This window comes from Clostridium fallax, assembly GCF_900129365.1.
Classification (GTDB): domain Bacteria; phylum Bacillota; class Clostridia; order Clostridiales; family Clostridiaceae; genus Clostridium_AH; species Clostridium_AH fallax.
This window is the reverse complement of sequence record NZ_FQVM01000022.1, coordinates 1-12,768: the sequence shown is the minus strand read 5'-3', so window position 1 is coordinate 12,768 and position 12,768 is coordinate 1. Positions and strand designations below refer to the sequence as shown.

Annotated in this window: 11 protein-coding genes; 8 read left to right on the top strand and 3 right to left on the bottom strand. The window is 23.8% G+C overall.

The window, feature by feature from the left end:
• The first annotated feature begins 1 nt into the window (after window position 1).
• From BUA70_RS09975 to BUA70_RS09945, 7 genes are all read left to right on the top strand, one after another.
• Window positions 2–616, top strand: coding sequence for a class D sortase (locus BUA70_RS09975; protein WP_072896925.1), 615 nt, complete (start codon window positions 2–4; stop codon window positions 614–616).
• A gap of 114 nt (window positions 617–730) precedes the next feature.
• The gene (locus BUA70_RS09970) at window positions 731–1,162 is read left to right on the top strand and encodes a hypothetical protein (protein ID WP_072896924.1); all 432 of its coding nucleotides are present in this window, start codon (window positions 731–733) and stop codon (window positions 1,160–1,162) included.
• A 61-nt stretch (window positions 1,163–1,223) separates the two neighbouring features.
• Window positions 1,224–1,667 (top strand): hypothetical protein, encoded by a 444-nt coding sequence (locus BUA70_RS09965; RefSeq protein ID WP_072896923.1) that lies wholly within the window; start codon window positions 1,224–1,226, stop codon window positions 1,665–1,667.
• Window positions 1,668–1,827: 160 nt separating this feature from the next.
• Window positions 1,828–4,275 (top strand): DNA helicase RecQ, encoded by a 2,448-nt coding sequence (gene recQ, locus BUA70_RS09960; protein WP_072896922.1) that lies wholly within the window; start codon window positions 1,828–1,830, stop codon window positions 4,273–4,275.
• 395 nt (window positions 4,276–4,670) lie between these two features.
• On the top strand, window positions 4,671–6,053 hold the full coding sequence (locus BUA70_RS09955) for an MATE family efflux transporter (RefSeq protein ID WP_072896921.1): 1,383 nt from the start codon (window positions 4,671–4,673) through the stop codon (window positions 6,051–6,053).
• A gap of 425 nt (window positions 6,054–6,478) precedes the next feature.
• Window positions 6,479–7,360: an SDR family oxidoreductase gene (locus BUA70_RS09950; RefSeq protein WP_072896919.1), complete on the top strand. Its 882-nt coding sequence runs from the start codon at window positions 6,479–6,481 to the stop codon at window positions 7,358–7,360.
• A gap of 350 nt (window positions 7,361–7,710) precedes the next feature.
• Window positions 7,711–8,223: a ferritin family protein gene (locus BUA70_RS09945; protein ID WP_072896917.1), complete on the top strand. Its 513-nt coding sequence runs from the start codon at window positions 7,711–7,713 to the stop codon at window positions 8,221–8,223.
• A gap of 254 nt (window positions 8,224–8,477) precedes the next feature.
• Here BUA70_RS09945 and BUA70_RS09940 read toward each other — a convergent pair whose 3' ends face one another.
• Window positions 8,478–8,912: a GNAT family N-acetyltransferase gene (locus BUA70_RS09940; RefSeq protein WP_072896914.1), complete on the bottom strand. Its 435-nt coding sequence runs from the start codon at window positions 8,910–8,912 to the stop codon at window positions 8,478–8,480.
• A 453-nt stretch (window positions 8,913–9,365) separates the two neighbouring features.
• Here BUA70_RS09940 and BUA70_RS09935 point away from each other — a divergent pair, with 453 nt between their 5' ends.
• Window positions 9,366–9,995 carry an alpha/beta family hydrolase gene (locus BUA70_RS09935; RefSeq protein WP_072896912.1) on the top strand — a complete coding sequence of 210 codons (630 nt, stop codon included), beginning with the start codon at window positions 9,366–9,368 and terminating at the stop codon, window positions 9,993–9,995.
• 519 nt (window positions 9,996–10,514) lie between these two features.
• Here BUA70_RS09935 and larA read toward each other — a convergent pair.
• Window positions 10,515–11,789, bottom strand: coding sequence for a nickel-dependent lactate racemase (gene larA, locus BUA70_RS09930; protein WP_072896909.1), 1,275 nt, complete (start codon window positions 11,787–11,789; stop codon window positions 10,515–10,517).
• A 13-nt stretch (window positions 11,790–11,802) separates the two neighbouring features.
• Window positions 11,803–12,684 carry a nickel pincer cofactor biosynthesis protein LarB gene (gene larB / locus BUA70_RS13220; protein WP_242977319.1) on the bottom strand — a complete coding sequence of 294 codons (882 nt, stop codon included), beginning with the start codon at window positions 12,682–12,684 and terminating at the stop codon, window positions 11,803–11,805.
• Window positions 12,685–12,768 lie beyond the last annotated feature (84 nt).

Here is a 12,768-nt window from a genome sequence, read left to right as displayed (position 1 = left end):
TATGAAAAGAAAAATTATACCTTTATTATTACTTATATTAGGAATTGTATTAATTGTAAGCGGTGTTGCACTTAAAATTAATTCTAAAAATAAAGAATTAAAGGCTATAGAAAAATTTAACAATGAAATTAATTTATCAGAAATTAAAGAAGAAAACAATAAAAAAGTAGATAAAGATAAATCAAAGAATTTTAAAACATATGTTAAAAAAGGGAATTTAGGAGATGAAATAGCTTTAATAGAAATACCTTCAATTGATTTAAAGTCTGTTATTGTAGAAGGTGTTGAAAATGAACAATTAAAGTACTACATAGGGCATATGCCAGATACTGCAATGGCAGGAGAAAATGGAAATTTTGTTTTAGCTGGTCACAGTAGCTTTGTTTATAATGAAATATTTAATAAACTTTATAAGGTAAATAATGGGGATATAATAAAAATAACTACAAGAAATAAAGAATTTAATTATATAATAAAGGATAAATTTATTGTTGAGCCAAAGGAAGTTAGTGTTTTAAATCAAAAGGATGAAGAAAAGGAAATAACTATTGTTACCTGTAGCAGTAGAGGAGAAAAGAGACTTATAGTAAAGGGTAAAATTGAAGAAAATCTTTAAATTTTATAATAAAAATATAGAGACTGTGTAATTTGAATTTTATTAAAAATATTCATATTACACAGTCATTTATTATTTAATAGAATATATTATTTATTATAAAGAGGTGATTTTTTGAGTAATAAGGAAGATAATAATGATAATTATTTTGAAGATTATAAAAAGGCTTTAGATATAGATTTAGCAGATGGAGAAATATTAGGATCTACATTTTTAGTTGCAGGATATTTAAAGTTTATAAAAGCAGCTAATGTAGATAAAGAAAAAACTTATGGAGAGGATATAGGAGATAATTTGGAGCCAGCAGAGATACTTTATTACGGAGAAAGAATCATTTTAGAAGGTTTATGTATTTTAGCAGTTATAGCAATAAAAAGATTAGAAGAAAAAAGAAATGAAAATATTATATCAGATTCAAAGGAACCTATAAAACCTTATGAGGATATTGTTAATGGATATATTGCAAGCGTTTTAGCCAATATGGTTAGAGTAGATGCCCTAAGAAAAATTTGCCAGTTTAATAAGAATGAAGAAACTTTTCTTTAAATAAAATTATAGTAATAGATTAATTTATGAAAACTTATTAAATTTATAAGGTAGTGAATAGATGAATAAGAATAATAGCGATTTTACTATTCCAAAAGAAATTAAAGATTTTATAGATAATTTAAATTTAGATTTAGCCAATATTCAAATTTTAGGATCAAATATATTTATTTTAGCTAATTTAATTTCTATTAGATCTGCAAAGGAAGATAAACAAAAAATTTATGAAAAAAAAGCAGGTGTGCCTGTAACAGTAAAACCAGCAGAAACTGCATATAAAGCTTCAACTCTTTCTCTTCTTGCTATTTATATTTTTGCAATAGTTGCAGAAAGATCTTTAATAGAACAAAGAGATGAAATAAATTCAGGAATTTCAAGGGATTCTATTACTCCTTATGAAAAAATATTTAATAGTTCTTTATTAAATATAATTGCAGGAAATATGAGGCTAGAGGCAATAGAAGAACTTTTAAGAGTTAGTGAAAGTGAAGAAACTTTAATTTAAAAGAAAAAGAACAAAAGTTCGTATAACATTAAGATTTATAGTCTATAATGAAACAGAAGAGAAATTTAATTAATCTAATACTTATGAATATTAAAATTAACTTTAATATAAATGATATAATTAAATATATGTAATATATAGAATATAGGAGTTGGAACTATTGGATAAAAAAGCTTTAGAAATTTTACAAAAATATTATGGATATAAAACCTTTAGAAAAGGTCAAGAAGATATAATAAATTCAATATTAAATAAAAGTGACGTATTAGGGGTAATGCCTACAGGAGGAGGGAAATCTATTTGCTATCAGATTCCTTCACTTATTCTAGATGGTGTTACCATAGTAATTTCTCCTTTGATTTCTCTTATGAAAGATCAGGTAGATAACATAAAAACTATGGGAATAGAGGGAGCATTTATAAATAGTTCTTTAAGTAATAATGAGTTTATTAGAATTATAGAAGAAATTAAAAATAATAAATATAAAATAATATATATAGCTCCAGAAAGGCTAGAGTCTTTTGATTTTTGTCAGTGCATAAAGAATTTAAATATAAGTCAAATCGCAATAGATGAGGCACATTGTATATCCCAATGGGGTCATGATTTTAGAACAAGTTATAGAAAGATAAGTACTTTTATAGATAGTTTAGAAAAAAGGCCAATAATAACAGCTTTTACAGCTACCGCATCTAAAGAAGTTAGAGAAGATATTATAACCTTACTAAGGCTTAAAGAACCTAAAGTGTTTATAACTGGATTTGATAGAGAAAATCTATCTATTAATATAATAAAATCTGAAAATAAAAAGAAATATTTATTAAATTATATAGAAGATAATAAAATGAATTGTGGCATAATATATGCTGCCACAAGAAAAGAAGTAGATAATATATATGAATTTTTAAAGAAAAAAGAATATTCAGTAGGAAGATACCATGGTGGTTTGTCAGATAAAGAAAGAGAAGAAAATCAAGAGAATTTTATTCACGATAAAACAAATATTATGGTAGCTACTAATGCCTTTGGTATGGGAATAGATAAATCTAATATAAGATATGTAATAAATTATAATATGCCTAAAAATATAGAAAGTTATTATCAAGAAATAGGTAGAGCAGGAAGAGACGGAGAAAAAAGTGAATGTATATTATTATTTGCACCGGGAGATATTCATATACAAAAGTATTTAATAGATATAAGTGTTGAAAATTATGAAAGAAAGAATAGCCAATATAAAAAGCTTCAACAAATGGTAGATTTTGTTTATAGTAATGACTGTTACAGAAAATACATATTAAATTACTTTGGTGAAACTTATAATAAAGACTGTAATAATTGCAGCAATTGTTTAAATGAAGGAGATATAGTAGATAAAACCTTAGATTCACAAAAGGTTTTATCCTGTATATATAGAATGAAAAGACCCTTTGGAACAACAATGCTTATAGATGTTCTTAGAGGATCTAAAAACAAAAAGGTTCTTCAGTATCATCTAGATGAAATTACAACCTACGGACTTATGAAAGACTATTCTCAAGAAAAATTAAAGAATTTTATAAATACATTAATTTCTCATGGATATATAGATCTCATTGAAGGAGATTATCCAGTATTATCTTTAAATAATCGTTCTACAAAGGTGTTAAAGGGAGAGGAAAAGGTAAAATTTAAAGAATTTAAAATGGAAAGAAAAGCTAGGGAAGATAATAAATTATTTATTTTATTAAAAGAATTAAGACACAATATTGCAAGTGAAGAGGGAATACCTCCATATATGATATTTAGTGATAGTTCTTTAAAGACTATGAGTATAAAATATCCAATAAATAAAAAAGAAATGCTTTTAATACCAGGAGTTGGAGAAATAAAATATGAAAGATATGGAGAAAACTTTGAAAAAATAATTAAATCCTATATAAAAGAAAATAACATAAATATAGAAAATACAAATTTACTTAAATATGAAGAAGGTAAAGAAGATTTAAGTATTCCCTTTGAAGTTACAACAGATTTAGAGCTTTTTACAAAACTTAATGAATTAAGAATTAATTTTGCAAAGAAGGAAAAGGTACTTCCACAGATGATATTATCTAAAAATACATTAAAAGAACTAAGTGGAAGATATCCAACTAAAATAGAAGATTTAAAAGATATATCTGGAATAGGACCAAAGAAAATAGATAAATATGGAGAAAATATAATAAATATAATAAGAAATTATGTTGAGGAAAAAAAACTAAGTATAAATTGGGAAGAAAAGAAAAGAAGAAAACTAATAATAGACGGAGATGGAAGAAGTAATGAAGAGCTATCTTTAGATATGTTAAAGGAAGGAAAAACTTTAGAAGATACTTCAAGGGAAGTTGAGGTTTCAGTTTCTACTATATTAGGCTATGTTACAGATTTCATAAAGTCAGGAGAAGAGTTTTCTATTAATTTACCTTTAGATAGTCTTTATAATGAAAATGAAGAAAAAGTCATTATAGAGGTTTGTGAGAAAATAGGATATGAAAAAATTAGTGATATAAAAAGAAAACTTCCAGATACAATTAAATATGAATCCATAAGAGCTGTTATACTTAAAAAATACTATTTAGGAAAATAAATAATATTTTTAAGAAAAAAATTTTCTAGGTTATTTTAGTATAAAAAGTATAACAAAATATATTGATTTTTATATTAACTTCAAAATATATTTTAAATATAATTTATTTTAAAATAACCTTTTAGTATTATAAGATAATAATAAAAATAACTTAAAGATTAATAATTATTAGAAAAGTTATTAAATTATATTATTCTGAAAAGAAATTTTATTAAAGTAATATATAAATTATTATATTTATATATTACTTTAATAGTTTAAAATTTATTTATTTTTCTTTACTATATTATTCAAATAATTATATAATAAAATTTAATGAATCTACATTCATTAAATTTATCTTATAAAAATTAGTTTCTAAATATTAAATAATTTATTTATAGAAAGGAGATTAGATGAGTAAAAATAAAACAGATTTAGGAAAAGGTTCTGTAGGAAGACTACTTTTAAAGCTTTCTTTACCAGCTATTATAGCTCAACTTGTTAATGTACTTTATAACATAGTAGACAGGATATTTATAGGAAGAATACCTAACGGAGATGTTGCAATGGCAGGAGTTGGAGTAGCTTTTCCTATTATTATGATAATATCTGCCTTTAGTGCTTTTATAGGTATGGGTGGAGCGCCATTAGCTGCCATAAAAATGGGTGAAAAAGATAATGATGGTGCAGAAAAAATAATGAGCAATAGTTTTTCTATGCTTATAATAATAGGACTTATTTTAACTATAGGATTTTTAATATTTAAAGATCCTATACTTTGGGCTTTTGGAGCTAGTGAAGGAACAATAGTATATGCTAAGGATTATCTAACTTTATATTTAATAGGTACAGTATTTGTACAAATTTCTTTAGGAATGAATCCTTTTATAAATACTCAAGGGTTTGCTAAAATCAGTATGGTAACTGTAATGATTGGAGCTGCTATAAATATAATTCTTGATCCTATTTTTATATTTGTATTTGGTATGGGTGTTAAAGGTGCAGCTTTAGCTACTATATTAGCACAAATAGTTTCGGCTATATGGGTATTATTCTTTTTATTTGGTAAAGGAAGTATACTTAAAATAAAATCAAAATATTTAACTCCAGATGTTAAAGTTATTTTTAATATAATGGCTCTTGGAGTATCTCCTTTTATAATGCAAGCAACAGAGAGTTTAGTTTTAATATCTTTAAATAATAAACTTCAACTTTATGGTGGAGATTTAGCTGTTGGAGCTATGACTATAATGAGTAGCATACTTCAGATAATACTTTTACCTCTTATGGGATTATCTCAAGGAGCTCAACCTATAATAAGCTACAATTTTGGAGCTAAAAGTTTAGAAAGAGTTAAAAAAACCTTTAAATTATTACTTACAAGTTGCTTAATTTATACTGTAGGTATGTGGTTTTTACTTATGGTATTCCCAGAAGTATTTGTTGGAATATTTAATAATAAGCCGGAATTAGTTCAAATAACTTCTTGGAGTATAAGAATCTTCTTTGCTGGTATTTTATTATTTGGAGCTCAAATAGCTTGTCAGCAAACATTTCTTGCACTTGGTCAAGCTAAGATTTCTCTTATGTTAGCTTTACTTAGAAAAATAGTATTACTAATACCACTTATTTTTATATTACCAAGATTTTTTCAAAATAAGCTACAGGGAACATTATTAGCAGAACCAATATCAGATATATTAGCAGCTTTAACTACTATTATATGTTTTATTATATTTTATAAAAAAACTCTTTCAAAAGATGAGGAAAAAACAAAAGAAATAATAGAAGTATAAATGAAAACTTAAATAAAAAACTTACTAAGAAATATTCTGTTTTTTAGTAAGTTTTTTATTTTTACAAAATTTATGATTATATAGTTTTTTTATAAATTACATAAAGTAATTTTAAAAAATTAATTATATAATTAAAAGTAAATTTAACTCTTAAATAATATACTCGTAAATGAGATATAAATAATAAATAAAAAATTTAAAGTGAAAAATATAAAATAAATAATATATAATTAATGTGTAAAAAATTTTTATACAGTTATATCTAAAAATAATAATAGAAAAGAAAAGTAATATTTATAAATACTTCTTATTAAAAACAGATTTATTTTCTTTTTTTGTTTTAAATGAAATATACAAATTAGTATTAGAGTTAATAAAAATATATTTATTAAAGTAGAAAATTTAATGAAAGAGGAGAACACTAAATGAAAAAGATATTGATAACTGGTGGAGAAGGATTTTTTTCTTCAAGATTTGTAAAAAGATACAAGGATGAATTTAATATATTAGCTTTAGGTAGAAAAGAGCTGGACATAACAAATGAAGAAATGGTTATAAAATCCATAGAAAAGTTTAAGCCAGATTATGTAATTCATGCAGCGGCAATTGCAGTAACGGATTTTTGCAACAAAAACCCTGAAATGGCTTATAAGATTAATGTACAGGGTGCTGTAAATGTAGCTAAAGCTTGTAAAAAAGTTAATGGAAAGCTTATTTTTATAAGTTCAGAGCAAGTTTTTAATGGAAATAAGGAAAGAGGACCATATGATGAAGAGCATACTCCAGTACCTAATACTGTATATGGTGAAAATAAATTAGAGGGAGAAAAGTTATTAAAAGAAATTATTAAAGAGTTATGGATAGTTAGATTTACATGGCTTTTTGACTTACCACAAAGAGGAATAAAAATGGCAGAAAATATAATGTGGGAAGTTATAAAATCCTTATTAGAAGATAAGAAAATAAAGGCATCACCAAATGAATTTAGAGGTATGACTTATTCTTATGAAATAATAGAAAATTTTCCTAAGTTATTTCATTTACCTTATGGAATCTATCACTTAGGTAGCGAGAATAATTTGAGTAGGTATGATGTAGTGAAATATATATTAGAAGAAATGGGACTTTATAATAGATTAGAAAATTTATTAATAAAAGATAGAGAGAAATATAAAGATAATCCTAGGGACATAAGACTTAATACAAAAAAAGTTCAAGAATTAGGATTAAAGTTTTCAAATACAAAGGATGGACTTAAAAAGTGTATAGAGGATTATAATCTTAATTTTATAATTAAGAATAGATAATATATTTTTATTTTAATCATGGAGTAATAAAAATAACTATATAAAAATAATTAATACTACAATAATAATATAGCAATAGTTATTATACCTATAAAAATAACTAACATAACTTTTATAGGTATAATAATAAAAATACAATAGTATAAATTAATAGTATAGAAATAATATCTATAAGGTTATTATACTATATTAAATTCTTTTAAATATTTATAATAAATATTAGTTACTGAGTATATTAATAACATAATTGTATTATAAATTAAGGGATTATATATAATTACAATATATTTTTGCTTAATTTTTAATTTGTCATAATTTATTTTATGAAATAAAAGTATAAGGAGAATATTATGAGTTATACAACTAATAGGCAGCCACAAGGAATGTCTAGGAATATTAAAAGTTTACTTAGAGAAGGAGCTGTAGCAGAAATAGTAGCAATAAATGATTATAGTTATTTTATAAGGAAAACAGATATAAAAGATTTAAAAAAGTTATTTCATCATATAATGGAAGATGAAAAGAGACATTATGGAATGTTTCTTAAAGCCTTAAGAAACATTGATAAAGAAGAGAAGGAACTAGAGGAAGAAGCTAAGGAGCATGTTAATATATCTAATAAAACAAAAATAAAGGCAAATGAAAGCAAGTCAGATAATAATAGTGACATATTAGATTTTATTCGTGATGGAATAAAAGGAGAGCTAGAAGCTATAATATTATATGATTCTTTAGTTGAAATTATAGAAGATAAATGTATAAAGGAAATAATAAATGAAATAACAAGAGATGAAAAAGAGCATGTAGAAGAATTGACTAGAGCTTTGTTAATTTTAGATAAAGATACTTATGGAGATTTATAAGAAAAGAGTAGTTTTAAGGACTAATATATTTTAAAATTTTATCAGTGTTTAATTAATTTTTTAAATGGAACTTAAAATATTAAGTTCCATTTAAAAAATTAGTCTTAACATATAAATTCTACTCTTTATTTTTAATACTAACTTTAAATTTATCACTTATTTATAACATAAGTTTAAAAGTAATGATAAAAGTAATAAGTATACTTTATTACTTTTTGATTATAAAAATAATTTAAAAGAATATTATAAAAATTTTATCTAGTAATTAAGTTTTTTTTCATAAAATATCTTTTATGATCTTCTGGACAATTATCTAAAGTACCAAATACTTCATAACCATTTCTTATATAAAAATCTTTTGCTTGAAAGTCAAAAGTATCTAAATGTATAAGATATACCCCTTGACTTTTTGCTAAAGTTTCAATATGCTTTAGGAGTTTTTCTCCATATCCTTTATGTCTATAATTTTCTTTTATCCAAATAGAATCTATGTATAAACAATTCCAGCAATACATTCTACTATTTATCCCACCGATGATATTATCCGAAGAATCTTTTAAAACTCTATTTATTTCTATAAAATTTTCATTTTGAGTTGAAGGAACTTTACATAAATTATATTTAACTAACTCATCAATAACAAAGCTTGCTTCTTCTTCAGTACTTTTTTCAATTTTAATATTACACATAATTATAACCTCCCAATATTACCATTAAATTTTAGTATAAATTAATTATATATAGTTTTAAAGATATGATTGGAAATTTATTATATTTTAATTATCATAGGATTAGTAATTAAAATATAAATGTACTGTTATATTTGTTCATTAATATACTAATTATTATTAAAATTTAAAGTATTATTTATAATAATGTATTATAAATAAAGTTTTTGTTAAAAATACATATTAAACTATAAGTTTAAAATATTAATTAATATTTTAAAAATCAAAGTATTATTTTATAAATAAAAAGTAATTATATATATAAAATAAAATTAAGGACCTTATATTATTATAAATAAAAATAAATTAATAAACTTTATTAACAATAATTAAATTTAATCCCAAATTTATGTTAAATTAGAAAATTAGGTGTAATATATAAGTTATAAGATATAATAGAAAGAAGGTAATATTATGGAAGAAAAAATTGTAGAGCTTTATTCATATTGGGGAGTTCCGCTAAAAAATAAATTTGTAGATCAAAATAGTGATGTATTAGCTGTGATTATTCCAGGAATAGGATATACTTTAGATAGATCAGTTATGGACTATTCAAGAGAATTAGTAATAGAAAAAGGATATGATGTATTAGGTATAGAGTTTGGATTTCAAGTTCTAAGAAAATCTTTAGATGTTAAAACTGAATTTAATATTATGGCAAAGGAATCCGGTGAAGTTTTAAATGAAGTATTAAATAAAAAGTATAAAAGAATTATATTTATAGGAAAAAGTGTTGGAACGGAAGTTCAAAATATTCTTGGAGATAATATAAAAAGCATAGAAATTGTACATATATATTTAACCCCAGTAGATAGAACTGTAGAACAAGGAATAAAGCATAATTCTTTAGTAATAACTGGTTCAAAGGATCATTTAATTACAAGAGAAAATGTAAATAAAATAAGAAGAGATGAAACTGTTACCTTGGTTGAAATAGAAGGAGCAGACCATTCATTAAATCATTCTGAGGGAGTAATGAAGAGCATAGAAACATTACAAACTACAATAAAATCAGAATTAGATTTTTTAGATTCATTATATTAAAAACTACATTAAAAATAAATACAAAATAAAAAATTATAAAAAATATAAGATAGAAAATTAATTGAAAAATTTTTAATAAGAAAATAAAGCAAATGGTAATATGTAACTTACCATTTGCTTTATTTTTTATAATATTATTTTATATAATCTAAAACAGCATTTTATAAGTAGAATAAATAAAATATCTATTTTTTAAAAGTTTTTACACTACTTAAATGGTAAATCTTTTTATAATAATATGTATTTATAAAAGCTACAAGAATATTAATACTTAGAAAGTATATTCTTATTTAATATACTCGTAAATGATAATAAAAATACATAAATAAATTCAAACTCCAAATAAATCTAAAAATAAATAAAAACAAATTATTTATAATAAAAAAGAAAAATAGATTAAAAGAAAATTTCTTAAAATCTATTTTTAAAACATAAAAAGAAAAAATATTAAAAGTATTATTTATAAAATATTAAATATTAGAGATTTAAGAAATTATAAGTTTATTTAAGTAGAAAGGATTATTTTACTATTACAGAAACTCCATCAGGAATAACTGCAACTTTAGCATCTTTTCCTTTTAATTCATAAGCTTTTTCTAAGGCCTCATTAAAGGTGTATGCGTGATCCATATGCATATTTTTTATCATTTTAGGATCACACATATCAGTTACAAGAATTACTTTAAATTTATTTAAAATTCTTGCAAGTATTTGAAATTCCCATTGATCTGGTACAGTTTTATTTCTTGGAACTTTAGATATTTTATTTAAAAGAGCTTTAGGGGATTCAGAATTAGCTAAGTTGTCATAGAAAGATTGTCCGCCATGACCATCATCACAAGCAGATACCATAATTATAACTCCATTTGGATTACAAGTAGCTTCAGCAGCAGTCATTCCCTTTACTGATTGATAAACATTTTGATCTAATGGATAGCCACTATTAGTAACTACTACTATATCTGCATCTACTTTGTCTACCTTTGAAAGCTTTAAAACGAAGTCACAACCTACCTTATGTGCCTTTTCACTATCACCGGCAAAAGCATTTATAATTCTTTTTTCACTATCAATTACAACATTTAAAATAAATGCTAAGTTAGCTTTTTTAGCTGCATAAAGCATATCCTTATGTATTGGGTTTTCAGAAATATTTCCAGTTCTAGCTTTAGGACTAGCTATAAATTCACTACAATGATTTGCCATTATAGTTTCAGCAGAAGCTATGCCAGGTAATATACTTTTTCTTCCTCCAGAGAATCCAGCAAAAAAGTGAGATTCTATAAATCCTTCTGCTATAAGAAGATCTGCTTCCATTGCATATTTATTTAAAACAAGTTCGCCTCCAGAAGGTAAGATTCCTACTTTAACTAAGGTAGTAGGATCTGTTGAAACATGCATAAGAATAGTTTCATTTTCTACGATTTCGGAACCAAATTTATTTATAAGTTCTTCCTTTGTACTTGGTCTATGAAAACCAGTTGCAATAAGTATTTTTATATCTATTGAAGGATTAACTTTTCTTATTCTTTTTAATAAAATAGGCATTGTAATTTTACTTGGTACAGGTCTTGTGTGATCACTAGTTATTATTACAACATCCTTTTTGTCCTTTACTAAAGATTCTAAGGTTTCGCTGCCAATAGGATTATCTAAAGCTTTCTCTACAATTTCCTCTTGAGATAATTCAGGTTTAAATTCTGAAGCCTTTGATTCTAAAATACCAGCTAAATTATTATCATCTATTTCTATATCTATTAATTTTTTGTGATAAGGTAATTTTATTTTTGCCATTTGTAACATCTCCTTATATTTTATTTATCATACTAGCAAAATAACCGGCGCCAAAACCATTATCTATATTAACAACAGTAACTCCACTAGCACAGCTGTTAAGCATAGATAGTAGAGGAGCAAGTCCATTAAAGTTAGCTCCATATCCAACACTAGTAGGTACTGCTATAATAGGTTTATCCACTAGGCCAGAAACTACACTAGCTAAAGCTCCTTCCATTCCTGCAATTACTATTATTACTTTAGCATTTCTTATTAAATCTAATTTATCAAATAATCTATGAATGCCAGCAACACCTACATCATAAAATGTTTTAACTTTATTTCCAAAAATTTCACAGGTTTCCTTTGCCTCTTCAGCTACAGGAATATCTGATGTACCAGCAGTTAAAATTGCTATATAACTTTCACTTTTTTGTGATGAGTTATTTAAAATCTTTATTTTATTTAAATAAGAAGTTTTATTTTCTTTATAAATTTTAAAATTTATAAAATGGTTTTTTAAATATTCATTCTTTAAATATGATTTTTTCCTCTTTATATTAAAAGTTTTTTTCTTTACTGCTTTTATAGTTATAGTTCTAGCTAAGAGATTAAAGCTAGCATTATTACAAAAAGTATGTACTTTATCATAGATTTCTTTATTAGCTCTAGTAGCAAGAATATTATCATTATTTTTAATCATTTCTTTTATTATATTTACTGTTTGATCTGTGGTTTTACCTTCACAGTAAATAACCTCAGGATAACCAACTCTAATATTTCTATGATTATCTATCTTTGCATAACCTAAATCTTTAAAGGGAAGATCTATAAGTTTATCTAGTGCATTATCTACTGAAAGATTATTTTTTTCTACTTCTTTTAATATGTTTTTTAAATATTCTTTATCCATAAAAACTCCTATAATACTATTTAAATTCTTAATTTAAGCTTCCTTTTTTATAACCATCTAAGTCTAAAGTTACATATTTGTATC

Coding starts and splice junctions, on each gene's coding strand:
- BUA70_RS09965 (WP_072896923.1), top strand. CDS start 1,224: ATGAATAAGAATAATAGCGATTTTACTATTCCAAAAGAAATTAAAGAT.
- larA (WP_072896909.1), bottom strand. CDS start 11,789: ATGGCAAAAATAAAATTACCTTATCACAAAAAATTAATAGATATAGAA.
- BUA70_RS09935 (WP_072896912.1), top strand. CDS start 9,366: ATGGAAGAAAAAATTGTAGAGCTTTATTCATATTGGGGAGTTCCGCTA.
- BUA70_RS09940 (WP_072896914.1), bottom strand. CDS start 8,912: ATGTGTAATATTAAAATTGAAAAAAGTACTGAAGAAGAAGCAAGCTTT.
- larB (WP_242977319.1), bottom strand. CDS start 12,684: ATGGATAAAGAATATTTAAAAAACATATTAAAAGAAGTAGAAAAAAAT.
- BUA70_RS09955 (WP_072896921.1), top strand. CDS start 4,671: ATGAGTAAAAATAAAACAGATTTAGGAAAAGGTTCTGTAGGAAGACTA.
- BUA70_RS09975 (WP_072896925.1), top strand. CDS start 2: ATGAAAAGAAAAATTATACCTTTATTATTACTTATATTAGGAATTGTA.
- BUA70_RS09945 (WP_072896917.1), top strand. CDS start 7,711: ATGAGTTATACAACTAATAGGCAGCCACAAGGAATGTCTAGGAATATT.
- BUA70_RS09950 (WP_072896919.1), top strand. CDS start 6,479: ATGAAAAAGATATTGATAACTGGTGGAGAAGGATTTTTTTCTTCAAGA.